Raw genomic sequence first — 17,719 nt, forward strand, 5'->3', positions numbered from 1 at the left:
ACCCTTTTTTTGTGATTAAAATCACCAAATATTGTTATTGCACTCCCCTCTTGCTAGCTATCGACTAAAACTTATTTTATCATTCGAAAAATCAAGACAGATTGATCCCGTTATGGCCAGTTTGAAACTGGGTTACCCTTAGAGGGGTCGGACAATCAATCTGGCTAAAGTTGTTTTCTATTAACTTATGAGGTGAATGATGAGACTGATTCCCCTGGCTACCCCAGCTCAAGTTGGCAAATGGGCAGCACGCCATATCGTTAAGCGTATCAATGCGTTTAATCCGACTGCGGATCGCCCTTTTGTGCTGGGCCTGCCAACCGGCGGTACTCCTCTTGAAGCGTACAAAGCGCTGGTAGAGATGCACAAAGCGGGCCAGGTTAGCTTTAAAAACGTCGTCACCTTTAATATGGATGAATACGTTGGCCTGCCAAAAGAGCATCCAGAAAGCTATCATACTTTCATGCACCGCAATTTCTTTGATCATGTTGATATCCCAGCAGAAAATATTAACCTGCTGAATGGCAACGCCGAAGATGTTGACGCAGAGTGCCGCCGTTATGAAGAAAAAATTCGCTCTTACGGTAAAATTCACCTGTTTATGGGTGGCGTAGGCAACGATGGTCATATCGCATTCAACGAACCAGCTTCTTCTCTGGCATCTCGTACTCGTATCAAAACGCTGACTCATGACACCCGTGTTGCAAACTCCCGTTTCTTTGATGGCGATGTGTCTCAAGTGCCAAAATATGCGCTGACTGTTGGCGTGGGTACACTGCTTGATGCAGAAGAAGTGATGATTTTGGTGCTCGGCCATTTGAAAGCGCAAGCGCTGCAAGCGGCTGTGGAAGGTAACGTGAATCACATGTGGACCATTAGCTGTCTGCAACTGCATCCTAAAGCAGTCGTGGTTTGTGATGAGCCGTCCACCATGGAACTCAAAGTGAAGACGCTGAAGTACTTCAATGAGCTCGAAGCTGAAAACATCAAAGATCTTTAAGCATTAATTTTCACCGGGGGTAACTATGTTTGCATTAACTCACGGTCGGATTTATACCGGCCATGAAATTCTTGATGATCACGCGGTTATTATCGCGAACGGCCTGATTGAACGCGTTTGCTCGCGCTCAGATCTCCCTGCGGGTATTGAGATTCGCGATGTGGGCGGTGCAATCATCGCCCCCGGTTTTATTGATGTGCAGCTCAACGGCTGTGGCGGTGTGCAGTTCAACGATTCCGCCGATGCGGTTACCGTTGAAACGCTGGAAATCATGCAGAAAGCCAATGAACGTTCTGGTTGCACCAGCTACCTGCCGACGCTTATCACCAGCAGCGATGAGCTGATGAAGCAAGGCGTGAAAGTGATGCGCGACTATCTGGCGAAGTATCAGCACCAGGCACTCGGTCTGCATCTTGAAGGTCCATGGCTAAACATGGTGAAAAAAGGGACGCATAACCCAGGGTATGTGCGTAAACCTGACGCAGAACTGGTCGATTTCCTTTGTCAAAACGCAGATGTGATCACCAAAGTCACTCTGGCGCCAGAAATGGTTGAACCTGAAGTGATCAGCAAACTGGTCGCTGCTGGCATTATCGTTTCTGCCGGCCATTCCAACGCGACAGCAAAAGAAGCCAAAATTGGTTTCCGCGCTGGCATTACCTTCGCAACCCACCTTTTCAACGCGATGCCATACATTACTGGCCGTGAACCGGGGCTTGCAGGTGCAATTTTTGATGAGCCAGATGTTTACTGCGGTATCATTGCCGATGGTTTACATGTGGACTATGCCAACATTCGTACGGCGAAAAAGGTTAAGGGCGATAAACTTTGCCTGGTCACCGATGCAACTGCTCCGGCGGGCGCGAATATCGATGAGTTCATTTTCGCAGGAAAAACAATATACTACCGTGATGGTTTATGTGTAGACGAGAATGGCACGCTGAGCGGTTCTGCCCTGACGATGATTGAAGGGGTTCGTAACCTGGTCGAGCATGCAGGCATCGCCTTAGACGAAGTCTTGCGTATGGCCACTCTCTACCCAGCCCGTGCGATGGGTGTTGAGCAGCAATTAGGTACTATCGAAGCAGGCAAAGTCGCCAACCTCACGGCCTTTACCCGCGATTTTAAAATCACCAAGACATTCGTTAATGGTAACGAGGTCGTAACTGAGTAATTAAGGCATGACGACTGGCGGACAGGCTCAAATTGGTAATGTCGATCTGGTAAAGCAACTGAATAGCGCGGCAGTGTACCGCCTGATTGACCAACATGGGCCAATCTCCCGCATTCAGATTGCCGAGCAAAGCCAGCTTGCACCTGCCAGCGTCACAAAAATTACTCGCCAGCTAATTGAGCGCGGCTTGATCAAAGAAGTTGATCAACAGGCCTCCACCGGAGGTCGCCGCGCTATCTCAATTATCACTGAAACCCGAAATTTCCATGCCATTGGTGTTCGTCTTGGTCGCCATGACGCCACCATCACGCTATTTGACCTAAGCGCAAAACCGCTTGCCGAAGAGCATTACGCCCTTCCTGAACGTACCCAGGAAACACTTGAGCACGCGTTGCTCATGGCTATTTCTCAATTTATCGAGCAAAACCAGCGCAAAATGCGTGAGCTGATCGCCATCTCAGTGATACTGCCTGGTCTTGTCGATCCAGAAAGCGGCGTGATTCGTTACATGCCACATATCCAGGTTAATGACTGGTCGCTGGTCGATAGCCTTGAAAAACATTTCAAAGTGACCTGTTATGTAGGCCATGACATCCGTAGCCTCGCCCTTGCCGAGCACTACTTTGGTGCAACGCACGACTGTGATGACTCCATTTTGGTGCGTGTTCACCGCGGTACGGGGGCTGGGATCTTATCGAATGGGCGAATTTTTATCGGCCGCAACGGGAACGTTGGTGAAATTGGTCATATTCAAGTTGATCCTTTAGGTGAACGCTGCCACTGCGGAAACTTCGGTTGCCTGGAAACCATTGCCGCCAACGCAGCAATCGAACATCGTGTGCGTCACCTTCTTGAGCAGGGTTACAACAGCCGCCTGACGCTTGAAGATTGCGATATCGCCGCTATATGCAAAGCCGCTAACAAAGGCGATCCTCTGGCCTGCGAAGTGATTGAACACGTTGGCCGTCATTTGGGTAAAGCCATTTCTATTGCGATTAACTTGTTTAACCCGCAAAAAGTGGTGATTGCCGGGGAAATCATCGAAGCCGAGAAAGTGCTTTTGCCTGCTATTGAAGGCTGCATCAACACTCAGGTACTGAAAGCGTTTCGTAAAAACCTGCCTGTTGTACGCTCTAAACTCGATGACCGGTCAGCCATTGGTGCGTTTGCTTTGGTGAAACGCTCGATGCTAAATGGCGTGCTGCTGCAGCGTTTGCTGGAAAGTTAGCCCAATAAGCCCCCTTTTTACGCTATAGTTACGCCTTCTTTTCAGGTGAGCCCGAGTAGTCAATGACCATTCAGAATGTAATTTGTGATATTGACGGCGTGCTAATGCACGACAACGCCGCCGTACCAGGTGCTAATGAATTTTTAGCACGCATCATGGAAAAAGGGATGCCACTGGTCCTGCTGACCAACTATCCGTCGCAAACCGGCCAGGACCTGGCCAACCGCTTTGCCTCTGCCGGAATTAATGTGCCTGACAGCGTTTTCTATACCTCAGCGATGGCAACCGCCGATTTCCTGCGCCGTCAGGAAGGGAAAAAAGCCTACGTGGTGGGCGAAGGTGCGTTGATTCACGAGCTATATAAAGCAGGCTTCACCATCACTGACATCAACCCTGATTTTGTTATCGTCGGTGAAACCCGTTCCTATAACTGGGAAATGATGCATAAGGCCGCCTATTTTGTGGCAAACGGTGCGCGTTTTATTGCTACCAATCCGGACACTCATGGCCGCGGTTACTATCCCGCCTGTGGTGCGCTGTGTGCGGGTATCGAAAAAATTTCTGGCCGTAAACCCTTTGTCGTGGGCAAACCAAGCCCGTGGATTATCCGCGCCGCGCTCAACAAAATGCAGGCCCATTCCGAACACACTGTGATTGTTGGCGATAACCTGCGTACGGATATTCTCGCTGGATTCCAGGCGGGTTTAGAAACGATTCTGGTGCTGTCAGGGGTTTCGACTTTAAACGACATAGATGCCATGCCGTTCCGCCCTTCCTGGATTTACCCGTCAGTGGCTGAAGTCGATATCATTTAATTCGTCATTCGCCCGGGTTTCGCCGGGCGTTTTACCGATTCAACAATCTTTTCCCCTCTCACTGAATGCCAACCTGGTGATTTTACCAAAAATTACCGATCCGCTAATTATTACGCTCATTTCCTCATCATTTTTCAGTAATCGACAATCGTCATTGAACTATTTACCCCTGAAAGACTAAAGGACTTGCATTCCCGTCAATGATTGCGCATTTTCATAATCATGCAACGCAACATAACAGTTTAATGGCTCAAAGAAGCATTACGGAGAGAGTTCTATGTGTTCAATTTTTGGTGTTCTGGATATCAAGACCGATGCGGTCGAATTGCGTAAAAAAGCGCTCGAGTTATCTCGCCTGATGCGCCACCGCGGCCCTGACTGGTCAGGCGTTTATGCTAACGAGAAAGCCATACTTGTTCACGAACGTCTCTCTATTGTTGACGTTAATGCAGGCGCTCAGCCGCTATACAACAAAGCAAAAACTCACGCTCTGGCGGTGAACGGTGAAATCTACAACCACCAGGCTCTGCGCGCAGAATACGGCGACCGTTATGAATTCCAGACAGGCTCAGACTGTGAAGTGATCCTCGCGCTGTATGAAGAAAAAGGCCCGGAGTTCCTCGACGATCTGCAGGGCATGTTCGCCTTCATTCTTTATGACGAAACGCAGGATGCATACCTGATTGGCCGTGACCATATCGGCATCATCCCGTTGTATATGGGTTATGACGAGCACGGCAACATGTATGTTGCATCTGAAATGAAAGCCCTGGTTCCGGTCTGCCGCACCATTAAAGAGTTCCCTGCTGGCAGCTACCTGTGGAGCAAAGACGGTGAAATCCGCAGCTATTATCAGCGTGACTGGTTCGAATACGATGCAGTAAAAGATAACGTCACCGACAAGAATGAATTGCGTCAGGCGCTGGAAGATTCCGTGAAAAGCCATCTGATGTCTGACGTGCCGTACGGCGTGTTGCTGTCTGGTGGTCTGGATTCATCCGTTATTTCTGCCATCACCAAGAAATTTGCTGCTCGTCGTGTAGAAGATGAAGAGCGTTCTGAAGCCTGGTGGCCACAGCTGCACTCCTTTGCGGTCGGCCTGGTCGGTTCCCCTGACCTGAAAGCGGCACAAGAAGTAGCAAACCACTTGGGTACGGTTCACCACGAAATTCATTTCACGGTGCAAGAAGGCCTGGATGCGATTCGCGATGTTATCTATCACATTGAAACCTACGATGTGACTACCATTCGCGCCTCCACCCCGATGTATTTGATGTCACGCAAAATCAAAGCAATGGGCATCAAAATGGTGCTGTCTGGTGAAGGTTCTGATGAAGTGTTTGGTGGCTACCTGTACTTCCATAAAGCGCCAAACGACAAAGAGCTGCATGAAGAGACGGTTCGTAAGCTGCAAGCGCTGCATATGTTTGACTGTGCTCGCGCTAACAAAGCGATGTCTGCCTGGGGCGTTGAAGCTCGCGTGCCGTTCCTGGACAAAAAATTCCTGGATGTGGCGATGCGTATTAACCCGAAAGACAAAATGTGCGGCAACGGTAAGATGGAAAAACATATTCTGCGTGAATGTTTTGAATCCTATCTGCCAGCAAGCGTTGCATGGCGTCAGAAAGAGCAATTCTCTGATGGTGTAGGTTACAGCTGGATTGACACCCTGAAAGAAGTGGCAGCGGGCCAGGTGACCGATCAACAGCTGGAAACCGCAAGCTATCGTTTCCCTTACAACACGCCAGGCTCTAAAGAAGCCTATTTGTATCGCGAGATCTTCGAAGAGTTGTTCCCGCTGCCAAGCGCTGCGCAGTGTGTTCCAGGTGGCCCATCCGTTGCTTGTTCTTCTGCTAAGGCCATTGAATGGGATGAAGCGTTCAAAACTATGAATGATCCATCAGGTCGTGCCGTCGGTGTGCACCAGTCTGCTTATAAATAAGTGAACAATTTTGACCACACGGGCCTACGGGCCCGTTTTTATTTCTATATTATTCCGCAACCTTGTTCGGGGTTTTTCACTAAATAAAACTACGAAATAACCGATAATTGACGAATATTGCACCAAGCTGTTCGGAAGCTGGTCAAACAGACAATTTCAGCCACTTTTCGGGAAAAAATTTGTTGACGCTAGAAGTCCAACTACGCATAATGCGCCCCGCAACGCCGATAAGGTGACGTGAAAAAAAAGAAGGCTACTTAGCTCAGCTGGTTAGAGCACATCACTCATAATGATGGGGTCACAGGTTCGATTCCCGTAGTAGCCACCATTATTCTTTTTTTTAGCGCGGGAGTGGCGAAATTGGTAGACGCACCAGATTTAGGTTCTGGCGCCGCAAGGTGTGCGAGTTCAAGTCTCGCCTCCCGCACCATTTCCTTATAACGTTGCACGGATGGGGTATCGCCAAGCGGTAAGGCACCGGTTTTTGATACCGGCATTCCCTGGTTCGAATCCAGGTACCCCAGCCACTTTTTTTTGACATAGCAGTTTTCGACATAGCACGTTAGTTTTGTGCGCCCTCAGTTGGGGTATCGCCAAGCGGTAAGGCACCGGTTTTTGATACCGGCATTCCCTGGTTCGAATCCAGGTACCCCAGCCAGTCGAAAAATAGTTTTACAATTTGGCTACTTAGCTCAGCTGGTTAGAGCACATCACTCATAATGATGGGGTCACAGGTTCGATTCCCGTAGTAGCCACCATATTTTTGGGGTATCGCCAAGCGGTAAGGCTCTGGTTTCTGATACCAGCATTCCGAGGTTCGAATCCTCGTACCCCAGCCAAAAAAGAAAAGCTCGCTTCGGCGAGCTTTTCGCTTTTCTGCTTCTGGTAAATATCAGGCAAAAAAAAGAGCGGTTACCCGCTCCTCGATATCTCACTCAATCATAAACCTAATGCATACTTCAGCGCCTGACGTTTAAGCACGCCACCGCGCTCAGCCGCCATTAACCCTAAGTTACGAATCACTCGCAGCGGCCCTAAGTTATTGCTGAACCCCGCATAGAACAGGTCCATACCGCTCTGCATCAGGAAATTATCCGCCTGTCTCCGTGTCTGGTAGCGTTTCAGTACTCTCGCATCTGCCCAGTTCTCACCGTAGCTGCGCGCGTTAATCATTACATCCAACAGCGCTTCCACATCGCGATAACCGAGATTCACGCCCTGCCCCGCTAACGGATGAATAGTATGAGCCGCATCGCCAATCAGCGCTAAACCTTGCTGCGTGTAATGCAACGCATGCCGACGAGTCAGAGGAAATGCACCGCTGGCAACGGGCATCACTTTGCCTAAACGTTCAGGGAAACTGGCTTCCAGCGCTTTTTGTAACTGTGGCATCGTCATATTCTGTAGCTGGCGAATCCGCGCAGGAGAGTCATACCAGACCAGTGAAGCCCAATTATCGAATAACGGCAAAAATGCATGCGGGCCAGCAGGTGTAAAATGCTGCCAGGTGCTGTCGCCGGGTGAAGACTCACACCTCACTGTGATTAACATGCAGGACTGGCGATATTGCCACGCATGAATGCCTATTCCTGCCCAACGCCGAATCTGCGAATTTGCACCATCTGCACCAATCACCATCGGCACAGTTAAGCTCTGCTGTTCAGCAAATTGTAATTTCCACTGCCCTGCTTCACTGTGCAGACTTGTCAATTGCGCGGGGCACATCAGCGTAACGTTTGGATGAGCCTCTAGCGCCTGCCAAAGCGCAAGCTGTAAAACCTGGTTTTCAACCATATAACCCAGCTCTGGCAATCCGAGTTCGTGGGCATTAAAGCTAACGTGTGCGCTTTCCCACTCCCAGGTTTCAAGTTGGCGATAAGCATGGCAGCGCATTGACCGAACCGCCTGCCACACGCCGAGAGATTTCAGCAGGCCCACTGACGCACTGCTGATGGCCGAGATACGCACATCGGGTTGGCTTGTGGCATCAAAATCGGCAGGAGCCTGATGTTCAATCACCGCCACCTGAAAACCATTTTGCGCAAGACCCAGAGCGGCTGCCGCTCCGACCATCCCTCCGCCGACTACCGCAACATCTATTGTCTGGTTCAACATGATGATTTTGTCCTTAAATTGTCTATCCTGATTCTACCGGATTTTTGCGCAGGTTTCGTAGGCTGGTCACATCAAGGCCAAAGCATTACAATACGCGGCCTGAATTCCTGGCTTTAACTGAGCAATGGCAAGTCGATGACAAAAAAACTCCATATAAAAACCTGGGGCTGTCAGATGAACGAATACGATTCATCGAAGATGGCCGATCTGCTGAACAGCACGCATGGCTATACCCTCACAGATAATCCAAAAGAAGCGGATGTATTGCTGCTTAATACCTGCTCCATACGTGAAAAAGCCCAGGAAAAAGTTTTCCATCTGCTGGGCCGTTGGAAACTCTTAAAGCGAAAAAATCCCGACATCATTATCGGTGTCGGCGGTTGTGTGGCTTCCCAGGAAGGAAAGTTGATTCGTAGCCGAGCGCATTATGTTGATATCGTTTTCGGGCCGCAGACGCTGCACCGCTTGCCCGAAATGATCAACAAAGTTCGTGGTAATCGCAGCCCGATAGTCGACGTCAGTTTCCCGGAAATCGAAAAGTTTGACCGTCTGCCAGAGCCGAAAGCAGATGGCCCGACAGCCTTCGTTTCTATTATGGAAGGCTGCAACAAGTATTGTACTTACTGCGTGGTGCCTTATACCCGTGGTGAAGAAGTGAACCGCCCAGCCGACGACGTGCTATTCGAAATCGCCCAACTCGCTGCACAAGGTGTACGCGAAGTTAACTTGCTCGGCCAGAACGTCAATGCTTATCGTGGTCCTTCTTTCGATGGCGGTATTTGTTCATTTGCTGAATTGCTGCGTCTGGTTGCAGCGATTGACGGTATTGACCGCATTCGCTTCACCACCAGCCATCCAATTGAATTTACTGACGATATCATTGAAGTTTACCGTGATACACCAGAGCTTGTGAGCTTCCTGCATCTGCCGATTCAGTGCGGTTCCGACCGAGTGCTGAACCTGATGGGTCGTACTCATACCGCGCTGGAATATAAATCGATTATTCGCAAGCTACGTGCGGTACGCCCTGATATTCAGATCAGTTCTGATTTTATCGTTGGCTTCCCTGGCGAAACCCAGCAGGATTTTGAGCAAACCATGAAAGTGATTGCTGATGTTAACTTTGACGTCAGTTACAGCTTTGTGTTCTCAGCACGCCCAGGCACGCCTGCCGCCGATATGGTTGACGATGTTCCAGAATCAGAGAAATTGCAGCGTCTGTACATTCTGCAAGACCGCATCAACCAACAGGCGATGGAGTACAGCCGCAAGATGGTCGGCACCATTCAACGCGTTTTAGTGGAAGGCACCTCGCGCAGAAACGTAATGGAGCTAACCGGGCGTTCCGAACACAACCGTGGGGTCAACTTTGAAGGCACCCCGGATATGGTCGGTAAGTTTGTGGATGTCGAAATTACGGAGGTCGCGACGAACAACTCACTGCGCGGTAAGGTCGTCCGCACTGAAGATGAGATGGGGCTGCGTATTGCACAGTCTCCGGAATCTGTCATTGCCCGTAGCCGTAAAGAGAATGATATCGGCGTTGGGATTTATCAGCCTTAATTTCACCCAATGCCCGAGCTGCATTTTGAAGCTGCTCGGGCATTTTCATTGTTTGCACTTGCATTGCGAAGCAGCCACCCAAATATCAAAAACCAGGCTTGCACCATCTGCCCTCGCCGTAAATAATCTTTTTTATGGCCTGCGTTAATGCAGCAATTCCTTCAACTGGCCCAGAGTGACCCCGAGGATAAGTTTGAACATCGAAACACGTGAAATTACGCTAGAACCCGCAGACAATGCGCGTCTGCTAAGCCTGTGTGGCCCATTTGATGACAACATCAAGCAGCTTGAACGTCGGCTGGGTATCGAGATCAACCGTCGCGATTATCACTTCAAGCTCACGGGCCGCCCGATTTTAGTGAATGCCGCTGCAGATATTCTGCGCAATCTGTACGTGGATACCGCGCCGATGCGTGGCGAAACTCAGGATATTTCACCTGAACAAATCCACCTCGCCATAAAAGAGATCCGTGTACTGGAGCAGTCTGCGGAAAGCGTTCCAGAGTACGGCAAAGCGGTAAACATCAAAACTAAACGTGGTGTTATCAAACCGCGTACGCCAAACCAGGCGCAATATATCGCCAATATTCTCGACCATGACATTACTTTTGGCGTTGGCCCTGCGGGTACGGGTAAAACCTATCTTGCGGTTGCTGCCGCCGTTGATGCGCTGGAACGTCAGGATATTCGCCGCATATTGCTAACCCGCCCGGCGGTGGAAGCCGGTGAAAAACTGGGCTTCCTGCCTGGTGATTTAAGCCAAAAAGTCGATCCTTATTTACGCCCATTGTATGACGCGTTGTTTGAGATGCTCGGCTTTGAGCGCGTAGAAAAACTGATGGAACGTAACGTGATTGAGGTCGCTCCGCTCGCGTACATGCGTGGCCGTACTCTCAATGATGCTTTCATCATTCTGGATGAAAGCCAGAACACCACCATCGAACAGATGAAGATGTTCCTGACGCGTATTGGCTTCAATTCCAAAGCCGTGATTACCGGCGACGTCACCCAAATCGACTTACCGAAAAATCTAAAATCTGGCCTGCGCCACGCCATTGAAGTGCTGGCAGAGGTCGATGAAATCAGCTTTAACTTCCTTAATAGCGAAGACGTAGTACGCCACCCGGTTGTGGCTCGCATTGTGAATGCCTATGAAGCGTGGGAAAACGCAGAACAGGTTCGTAAAGATGAACTCGCAGCAGAGCGCAAGCGAGAAGCGATGGCGATTAATGCCGCCGCTCAGGAGAGTAAATGAGTCAGGTTATACTGGATTTACAGGTCGCATGTGAAGACGCAAGCGGCTTACCGACGGAAGTACAATTTCAGACCTGGCTTGATGCGGTCATCCCACAATTTCAGGAAGAGTCAGAAGTGACGATTCGCCTGGTGGACGACGCTGAGAGCCACGATCTGAATCTTACTTACCGTGGGAAAGATAAATCCACCAATGTGCTTTCATTCCCGTTTGAAGCCCCTCCAGGCATTGAACTCCCATTATTAGGGGACCTGATTATTTGTCGTCAGGTTGTGGAGAAAGAAGCAAAAGAACAGCAAAAACCGCTAGATGCTCATTGGGCACATATGGTTATCCACGGCAGTCTACATCTGCTTGGCTATGATCATATTGAGGATGAAGAAGCCGAAGAGATGGAATCCCTGGAAACAGAGATAATGCTTGCTCTTGGGTATGCTGATCCGTACATTGCCGAGAAAGAATAGTCTCTGTAGGGATTAACCCTGCAAAGCAAATATCAACAGGCAGCGTTTCACTAAACTGCCTGTTTATCAGTAACGAACATGAGGTAATAAAACCAAACGCCATGAGCGACGACAACTCACAAAACAGTGACACGCCTGCCAGTAAGAAGGGATTCTTTTCCCTGATTCTCAACCAGCTATTCCACGGTGAACCTAAAAACCGTGATGATCTGCTGACACTCATCCGTGATTCTGAGCAAAACGATCTGATCGATCAGGATACCCGCGACATGCTCGAAGGCGTTATGGATATCGCTGACCAACGCGTTCGCGACATCATGATCCCTCGATCTCAAATGGTAACGCTCAAACACAACCAGACGCTGGACGAATGCCTCGATGTGATCATCGAATCCGCGCACTCCCGCTTCCCGGTGATCAGTGAAGACAAAGATCATATCGAAGGGATTCTGATGGCTAAGGATTTGCTGCCGTTTATGCGCAGCGATACCGAGCCATTTAGCATGGAAAAAGTGTTACGTCAGGCAGTTGTTGTGCCGGAAAGTAAGCGTGTTGACCGCATGCTCAAAGAGTTTCGTCAGCAGCGCTACCACATGGCGATTGTGATTGATGAGTTTGGCGGCGTCTCCGGACTTGTCACCATCGAAGATATTCTCGAACTGATTGTTGGGGAAATTGAAGATGAATACGACGACGAGGAAGACAGCGATTTCCGCCAGCTAAGCCGCCATACCTGGACGGTTCGTGCTTTGGCCTCAATCGAAGATTTCAACGACACCTTTGCTACCCATTTCAATGATGACGAAGTGGATACCATTGGTGGATTAGTCATGCAGGCCTTTGGCCACTTACCTGCCCGTGGCGAAACCATAGAAATTGCTGGTTATCAGTTTAAAGTCGCGATGGCAGATAGCCGCCGTGTTATTCAGGTTCATGTCAGAATTCCGGACGACTCGCCACAACCGAAACTGGAAGATTAATTCAAAGATGGCTATAGCCCTACTCCTTCAACGCCAGCGCGTACGCTTGCTGCTGGCGCTGCTTTTTGGTGCCTGCGGAACGCTGGCTTTCTCCCCCTACGATTTTTGGCCTGCCGCGATTATTTCATTGGCAGGGCTTCAGGGACTGACACTGAATCGACGCCCTATTCAGAGCGCCTGGATTGGTTTCTTCTGGGGACTGGGGCTATTTGGCTCAGGCATAAACTGGGTATATGTCAGCATCGCGCAGTTTGGCGGTATGCCAGGCCCGGTGAATGTCTTTTTGGTAGTCTTACTTGCCGCTTATTTGTCTTTGTATACCGGTTTGTTTGGTGGCTTCCTCAGCAAGCTATGCCCGAAAACCACCTGGTGGCGAGTGGCTATTGCGGCTCCAATGCTATGGCAACTCACTGAGTTTTTGCGCGGTTGGGTATTAACGGGCTTCCCGTGGTTGCAGTTTGGTTATAGCCAGATTGATGGTCCACTCAAAGGTATTGCCCCGATCCTCGGCGTCGAAAGTGTCACCTTCTTGCTGATGATTATCAGCGGACTCGTCGTGTATGCACTACACGAGCGAAACTGGCGTCCCGCGCTTATTGCCACCGCATTGCTGCTTCTGCCATGGCCATTACGCTCAATTCAATGGTATCAGGCGGAACCTAAACGCGTTGTTGATGTAGCGATGGTTCAGGGCGATATCCCGCAATCCCTTAAATGGGACGAAAACCAGTTGCTGAATACGCTGAAGATTTATCTTGATAAAACTCAGCCTCAAATGGGGAAATCCCAGCTCATTATCTGGCCTGAGTCCGCGATCCCTGACCTTGAGATAAACCAACAGCAATTCCTGACGATGATGGACGATCTGATGCGCTCTAAGCACAGCTCGCTGATTACCGGTATTGTTGACGCGCGTTTAAATAAGCAAAACCGTTACGATACCTACAACACCATTATCACGCTCGGTGAAGGTAATCAGTACAACTACAACAGCACCGATCGTTACAACAAGAATCACCTGGTGCCGTTTGGTGAGTTTGTGCCTTTGGAGTCCATCCTCCGCCCGCTGGCACCGTTCTTTGATTTACCCATGTCGTCATTTAGCCGTGGGCCGTATATCCAGCCACAGCTCACATCCAACGGCATTAAGCTCACGCCGGCTATTTGCTACGAGATTATCCTCGGTGAACAAGTTCGCGATAACTTCCGCCCCGACACTGACTTCTTGCTGACTATTTCAAACGATGCGTGGTTCGGTAAGTCTATTGGCCCGTGGCAGCACTTCCAGATGGCACGAATGCGTTCGCTTGAGCTAGGGCGTCCATTGCTGCGTAGCACCAATAATGGCATTACTGCCGTGATTAATGCTGATGGCGACGTCGATGCGATGATCCCGCAGTTTACTCGCGAGGTGCTGGAAGCGAAGGTCACGCCAACGAGTGGCATCACGCCTTACGCCCGTTTCGGTCATTGGCCACTGTGGTTTGTCACGCTAGTCTTTGGTTTCGCGTCTGTTCTGCTGGCACTGCGTAGTCGCCACAAACCCTGATTCTGCACCATCATAAAAAAGGCCAGCGATTGCTGGCCTTTTTTATTTCTGGCACAACCTTTGCAAACATTTACTCATTAGAAACAAACAAAATGCTGAAGCTAATCCCTATGGGCAGCACGATGCATTGAGTTGCACCAAATAATGACACCGCAAGCACCAAAGTAGTGCAAACAGGTTTTTTTGCCTTTAAACGGTGCGGCATGGTTCGCAAAAATAAACATCTTCTTAGCAAAATCTTTACATTAAGCTAGGTTAAATGTTAACAAAAGACGAAGAATTGAGCTTATTCAGTTGCACACAATAACAAAACAACACTCACATCAGGTATCAATGCCCTGTGGCATTAATAAAAGGAGTTGGTAATGCAATTACGTAAACTGGCCTCGGCTTTGTTGGTTATGGGTTTAGGTGCGGGTATCGCGCACGCTGAAGATGCAAAACCTGCGGCTCAGCAAAGTACTCTTGATAAGATTGCCGCTAATGGCGTTATTGTTGTCGGTCACCGTGAATCCTCCGTCCCATTCTCTTACTACGATAACGAACAAAAAGTTGTGGGTTATTCACAGGCTTATTCCAACGCCATCGTTGAAGCAGTGAAGAAGAAACTCAATAAACCTGACCTTCAGGTTAAATTAATCCCTATTACCTCTCAGAACCGTATTCCATTGCTGCAAAACGGCACTTTCGATTTTGAGTGTGGTTCAACAACCAACAACCTGGAACGCCAAAAACAAGCGTCATTCTCCGACACCATCTTCGTGGTGGGTACGCGTTTGCTGGTTAAGAAAGGTGGCGAAATTAAAGACTTTGCTGACCTGAAAGGTAAAGCGGTCGTTGTGACCTCTGGCACCACTTCTGAAGTACTGCTTAACAAGCTGAATGAAGAGAAGAAGATGGATATGCGCATTATCAGCGCCAAAGACCACGGTGACTCTTTCCGCACCCTGGAAAGCGGTCGTGCTGTCGCCTTTATGATGGATGATGCTCTGCTGGCCGGTGAACGCGCTAAAGCGAAGAAACAGGATAACTGGGAAATCGTTGGCACTCCGCAATCACGTGAAGCGTACGGCTGTATGCTGCGTAAAGACGACCCTGACTTTAAGAAGTTGATGGATGACACCATCGCTCAGGTGCAAACGTCGGGTGTTGCCGCTAAGTGGTTTGATAAGTGGTTCATGAACCCAATTCCACCGAAAAATATCAATATGAACTTCGCTTTGTCTGACGACATGAAAGCCCTGTTCAAAGAGCCGAATGATAAAGCACTAAACTAATTAGAACCAAGGGCCGGGATGACCCAGCCCTCCCGATTGACGAACTGAAGCTCGGACAGACTATGCGTTGGATGGCCGTTCCCCATCCGGCGTGAAAGTACTCCATAAATTTCAGGCAACGACCTGAAATCCGGGTACAAGCTTCTCATCAATCTTCGAGGGTAGCGCTACTGCTACCCTCATTTTTTTTCCGGGAGTACGTTATGTCTATTGACTGGAACTGGGGAATATTTCTACAGCCCGCCCCGTTCGGCAACACAACCTATCTGGGCTGGATTTGGAATGGCTTCCAGGTCACCGTCGCCCTGTCGATCTGCGCATGGATAATCGCCTTCCTTGTCGGCTCATTGTTCGGCATTTTGCGTACGGTTCCTAATAAATGGCTGTCGAGCATTGGCACGCTATATGTCGAACTATTCCGTAATGTGCCGCTTATCGTGCAGTTTTTTACCTGGTATTTAGTGGTGCCGGAATTACTGCCTGAAAACCTCGGCATGTGGTTTAAATCCGAGCTTGACCCGAATATACAGTTCTTCCTGTCGTCGATGATTTGCCTCGGCCTGTTTACCGCCGCGCGAGTCTGTGAGCAGGTTCGTGCCGCTATTCAATCGCTACCACGTGGACAGAAAAACGCCGCACTGGCGATGGGGCTGACGCTCCCACAAGCCTATCGTTATGTCCTGCTGCCAAACGCCTATCGCGTGATTGTGCCGCCAATGACATCTGAGATGATGAACCTGGTGAAGAACTCAGCCATCGCGTCAACCATTGGTCTGGTCGATATGGCAGCCCAGGCAGGTAAACTGCTGGACTATTCTGCTCATGCCTACGAATCCTTCACGGCCATCACGCTCGCTTATGTGCTGATTAACGCCGTGATTATGCTGGTGATGTATGTGGTCGAACGTAAAATTCGCCTGCCTGGCAACATGGGAGGTAAATGATGTACGATTTTGACTGGACTTCGATTCTTCCCGCCATGCCTTATCTGATCCAGGGGTTGATTATCACCCTGAAAATTACAGTTACTGCTGTGATAATCGGTATTGTGTGGGGAACCTTGCTCGCCGTTATGCGTCTATCGCCAATCAAGCCGATTGCCTGGTTTGCGAGCGCCTACGTCAACGTTTTCCGTTCAATTCCGCTGGTCATGGTGCTGCTGTGGTTTTACCTGGTAGTCCCGGGTTTCTTGCAAAAAGTGTTGGGGCTTTCACCCCAGACGGACATCCGCCTGATTTCAGCGATGGTCGCGTTCTCAATGTTTGAAGCCGCCTACTATTCCGAGATTATTCGCGCAGGTATTCAGAGCATTTCACGCGGGCAGTCCAATGCCGCACTGGCGCTCGGGATGACGCACTGGCAGTCAATGAAACTGATTATCCTGCCGCAAGCCTTCCGCGCCATGGTGCCGTTGCTGTTAACCCAGGGCATCGTATTATTCCAGGATACTTCGCTGGTGTATGTTTTGAGCCTGGCTGACTTCTTCCGTACCGCGACAACCATTGGTGAACGTGATGGAACCCAGGTTGAGATGATTCTGTTTGCCGGTCTGGTTTATTTCGTAATCAGTCTTAGCGCCTCGCTGTTGGTCACATACTTGAAGAAAAGGACAGTGTAATGATTTCCCTGAAAAATGTTTCTAAATGGTATGGTCACTTTCAGGTGCTCGCCGACTGCTCAACAGAAGTGAAGAAAGGCGAAGTGGTCGTGGTATGCGGCCCATCCGGCTCCGGAAAATCGACGCTGATTAAAACCGTAAACGGCCTGGAGCCCGTGCAAAAAGGCGAAATTGTTGTTAATGGCACGCAAGTGAACAGCAAAAAAACCAATCTGGCTGAATTGCGCTCGCACGTCGGTATGGTGTTCCAACACTTTGAGCTTTTCCCGCATCTGTCGATTATTGAAAACCTGACGCTGGCACAAGTGAAAGTGCTCAAACGCAATAAAGAAGAGTCGCGTAAAAAAGGGCTTAAATTGCTTGAGCGCGTGGGGCTGACGGCGCATGCCGATAAATTCCCAGCCCAGCTTTCCGGCGGCCAGCAGCAACGTGTGGCGATCGCGCGCGCGTTGTGTATGGATCCGGTAGCGATGCTGTTTGACGAACCGACCTCAGCACTTGATCCCGAGATGATCAACGAAGTACTGGACGTTATGGTCGAGCTGGCAAATGAAGGGATGACCATGATGGTGGTCACGCACGAAATGGGCTTTGCTCGCAAAGTGGCGAACCGCGTCATCTTTATGGATGAAGGGAAAATTGTCGAAGACTCAAACAAAGAGGACTTCTTCAATAATCCGCAATCGGAACGCGCGAAAGACTTCCTGGCGAAAATCCTGCATTAAAAATAACGAGCCTT

General features: G+C 49.6%; 15 protein-coding genes and 6 tRNA genes. 20 read left to right on the top strand and 1 reads right to left on the bottom strand.

The genetic code is table 11. The features are described 5' to 3' along the window. The first annotated feature begins 199 nt into the window (after positions 1 to 199). The 11 genes from nagB (at position 200) to BSPA111_RS10560 (ending at position 6,998) form a co-directional block, all read left to right on the top strand. Positions 200 to 1,000, top strand: coding sequence for a glucosamine-6-phosphate deaminase (gene nagB, locus BSPA111_RS10510; RefSeq protein ID WP_183271433.1), 801 nt, complete (start codon positions 200 to 202; stop codon positions 998 to 1,000). Positions 1,001 to 1,025: 25 nt separating this feature from the next. Then, positions 1,026 to 2,174: an N-acetylglucosamine-6-phosphate deacetylase gene (gene nagA, locus BSPA111_RS10515; protein WP_183271116.1), complete on the top strand. Its 1,149-nt coding sequence runs from the start codon at positions 1,026 to 1,028 to the stop codon at positions 2,172 to 2,174. A 7-nt stretch (positions 2,175 to 2,181) separates the two neighbouring features. Beyond that, complete coding sequence (locus BSPA111_RS10520) at positions 2,182 to 3,402, top strand: N-acetylglucosamine repressor (RefSeq protein WP_183271117.1); 1,221 nt, start codon at positions 2,182 to 2,184, stop codon at positions 3,400 to 3,402. Between the two features lie 62 nt (positions 3,403 to 3,464). Then, positions 3,465 to 4,217 (top strand): HAD-IIA family hydrolase, encoded by a 753-nt coding sequence (locus tag BSPA111_RS10525; RefSeq protein WP_183271118.1) that lies wholly within the window; start codon positions 3,465 to 3,467, stop codon positions 4,215 to 4,217. Between the two features lie 277 nt (positions 4,218 to 4,494). After that, positions 4,495 to 6,159: an asparagine synthase B gene (gene asnB / locus BSPA111_RS10530; protein WP_183271119.1), complete on the top strand. Its 1,665-nt coding sequence runs from the start codon at positions 4,495 to 4,497 to the stop codon at positions 6,157 to 6,159. A gap of 251 nt (positions 6,160 to 6,410) precedes the next feature. Then, positions 6,411 to 6,487: transfer RNA gene (locus tag BSPA111_RS10535), tRNA-Met, on the top strand. A 17-nt stretch (positions 6,488 to 6,504) separates the two neighbouring features. Continuing rightward, positions 6,505 to 6,589: transfer RNA gene (locus BSPA111_RS10540), tRNA-Leu, on the top strand. Positions 6,590 to 6,611: 22 nt separating this feature from the next. Further along, positions 6,612 to 6,686 (top strand) — tRNA-Gln (locus BSPA111_RS10545). Between the two features lie 56 nt (positions 6,687 to 6,742). Beyond that, positions 6,743 to 6,817 (top strand) — tRNA-Gln (locus BSPA111_RS10550). Positions 6,818 to 6,840: 23 nt separating this feature from the next. Continuing rightward, a tRNA-Met gene (locus tag BSPA111_RS10555) sits at positions 6,841 to 6,917 on the top strand. A gap of 6 nt (positions 6,918 to 6,923) precedes the next feature. Beyond that, positions 6,924 to 6,998, top strand: a tRNA-Gln gene (locus tag BSPA111_RS10560). Between the two features lie 100 nt (positions 6,999 to 7,098). On the opposite strand, the gene ubiF is transcribed toward BSPA111_RS10560, so the two are convergent. Further along, positions 7,099 to 8,274 (bottom strand): 3-demethoxyubiquinol 3-hydroxylase, encoded by a 1,176-nt coding sequence (gene ubiF / locus BSPA111_RS10565; RefSeq protein WP_183271120.1) that lies wholly within the window; start codon positions 8,272 to 8,274, stop codon positions 7,099 to 7,101. A gap of 135 nt (positions 8,275 to 8,409) precedes the next feature. On the opposite strand from ubiF, the gene miaB reads away from it, so the two are divergent. The 9 genes from miaB to BSPA111_RS10610 all read left to right on the top strand — a co-directional run bounded on the left by miaB (position 8,410) and on the right by BSPA111_RS10610 (position 17,705). Beyond that, complete coding sequence (gene miaB / locus BSPA111_RS10570; protein WP_183271121.1) at positions 8,410 to 9,837, top strand: tRNA (N6-isopentenyl adenosine(37)-C2)-methylthiotransferase MiaB; 1,428 nt, start codon at positions 8,410 to 8,412, stop codon at positions 9,835 to 9,837. Positions 9,838 to 10,030: 193 nt separating this feature from the next. Beyond that, the gene (locus BSPA111_RS10575; protein ID WP_183271122.1) at positions 10,031 to 11,092 is read left to right on the top strand and encodes a PhoH family protein; all 1,062 of its coding nucleotides are present in this window, start codon (positions 10,031 to 10,033) and stop codon (positions 11,090 to 11,092) included. Then, a complete protein-coding gene (ybeY, locus tag BSPA111_RS10580; protein ID WP_183271123.1) occupies positions 11,089 to 11,556 on the top strand; it encodes an rRNA maturation RNase YbeY in 468 nt (155 codons plus the stop codon). The genes BSPA111_RS10575 and ybeY overlap by 4 nt, the downstream gene beginning before the upstream one ends. Positions 11,557 to 11,657: 101 nt before the next feature. Next, positions 11,658 to 12,536 carry a CNNM family magnesium/cobalt transport protein CorC gene (gene corC / locus BSPA111_RS10585; protein WP_183271124.1) on the top strand — a complete coding sequence of 293 codons (879 nt, stop codon included), beginning with the start codon at positions 11,658 to 11,660 and terminating at the stop codon, positions 12,534 to 12,536. A gap of 7 nt (positions 12,537 to 12,543) precedes the next feature. Then, positions 12,544 to 14,085, top strand: a complete 1,542-nt coding sequence (gene lnt, locus BSPA111_RS10590) for an apolipoprotein N-acyltransferase (protein ID WP_183271125.1) — start codon at positions 12,544 to 12,546, stop codon at positions 14,083 to 14,085. Positions 14,086 to 14,450: 365 nt separating this feature from the next. Beyond that, positions 14,451 to 15,362 carry an amino acid ABC transporter substrate-binding protein gene (locus BSPA111_RS10595; protein ID WP_183271126.1) on the top strand — a complete coding sequence of 304 codons (912 nt, stop codon included), beginning with the start codon at positions 14,451 to 14,453 and terminating at the stop codon, positions 15,360 to 15,362. 203 nt (positions 15,363 to 15,565) lie between these two features. Next, positions 15,566 to 16,306 carry an amino acid ABC transporter permease gene (locus BSPA111_RS10600; RefSeq protein ID WP_183271127.1) on the top strand — a complete coding sequence of 247 codons (741 nt, stop codon included), beginning with the start codon at positions 15,566 to 15,568 and terminating at the stop codon, positions 16,304 to 16,306. Beyond that, complete coding sequence (gene gltK, locus BSPA111_RS10605; protein WP_183271434.1) at positions 16,306 to 16,980, top strand: glutamate/aspartate ABC transporter permease GltK; 675 nt, start codon at positions 16,306 to 16,308, stop codon at positions 16,978 to 16,980. The genes BSPA111_RS10600 and gltK overlap by 1 nt, the downstream gene beginning before the upstream one ends. Beyond that, positions 16,980 to 17,705 carry an amino acid ABC transporter ATP-binding protein gene (locus BSPA111_RS10610; RefSeq protein WP_183271128.1) on the top strand — a complete coding sequence of 242 codons (726 nt, stop codon included), beginning with the start codon at positions 16,980 to 16,982 and terminating at the stop codon, positions 17,703 to 17,705. The genes gltK and BSPA111_RS10610 overlap by 1 nt, the downstream gene beginning before the upstream one ends. The last annotated feature ends 14 nt before the right edge of the window (positions 17,706 to 17,719 follow it).

The sequence above is a fragment of the Buttiauxella sp. A111 genome (assembly GCF_014189855.1).
Classification (GTDB): Bacteria; Pseudomonadota; Gammaproteobacteria; order Enterobacterales; family Enterobacteriaceae; genus Buttiauxella; species Buttiauxella selenatireducens.

What these genes read in the sequence shown, in the direction of transcription:
- nagB (WP_183271433.1), top strand. Translation starts at nt 200, where the DNA reads ATGAGACTGATTCCCCTGGCTACCCCAGCTCAAGTTGGCAAATGGGCA.
- nagA (WP_183271116.1), top strand. Translation starts at nt 1,026, where the DNA reads ATGTTTGCATTAACTCACGGTCGGATTTATACCGGCCATGAAATTCTT.
- BSPA111_RS10520 (WP_183271117.1), top strand. Translation starts at nt 2,182, where the DNA reads ATGACGACTGGCGGACAGGCTCAAATTGGTAATGTCGATCTGGTAAAG.
- BSPA111_RS10525 (WP_183271118.1), top strand. Translation starts at nt 3,465, where the DNA reads ATGACCATTCAGAATGTAATTTGTGATATTGACGGCGTGCTAATGCAC.
- asnB (WP_183271119.1), top strand. Translation starts at nt 4,495, where the DNA reads ATGTGTTCAATTTTTGGTGTTCTGGATATCAAGACCGATGCGGTCGAA.
- ubiF (WP_183271120.1), bottom strand. Translation starts at nt 8,274, where the DNA reads ATGTTGAACCAGACAATAGATGTTGCGGTAGTCGGCGGAGGGATGGTC.
- miaB (WP_183271121.1), top strand. Translation starts at nt 8,410, where the DNA reads ATGACAAAAAAACTCCATATAAAAACCTGGGGCTGTCAGATGAACGAA.
- ybeY (WP_183271123.1), top strand. Translation starts at nt 11,089, where the DNA reads ATGAGTCAGGTTATACTGGATTTACAGGTCGCATGTGAAGACGCAAGC.
- corC (WP_183271124.1), top strand. Translation starts at nt 11,658, where the DNA reads ATGAGCGACGACAACTCACAAAACAGTGACACGCCTGCCAGTAAGAAG.
- lnt (WP_183271125.1), top strand. Translation starts at nt 12,544, where the DNA reads ATGGCTATAGCCCTACTCCTTCAACGCCAGCGCGTACGCTTGCTGCTG.
- BSPA111_RS10595 (WP_183271126.1), top strand. Translation starts at nt 14,451, where the DNA reads ATGCAATTACGTAAACTGGCCTCGGCTTTGTTGGTTATGGGTTTAGGT.
- BSPA111_RS10600 (WP_183271127.1), top strand. Translation starts at nt 15,566, where the DNA reads ATGTCTATTGACTGGAACTGGGGAATATTTCTACAGCCCGCCCCGTTC.
- gltK (WP_183271434.1), top strand. Translation starts at nt 16,306, where the DNA reads ATGTACGATTTTGACTGGACTTCGATTCTTCCCGCCATGCCTTATCTG.
- BSPA111_RS10610 (WP_183271128.1), top strand. Translation starts at nt 16,980, where the DNA reads ATGATTTCCCTGAAAAATGTTTCTAAATGGTATGGTCACTTTCAGGTG.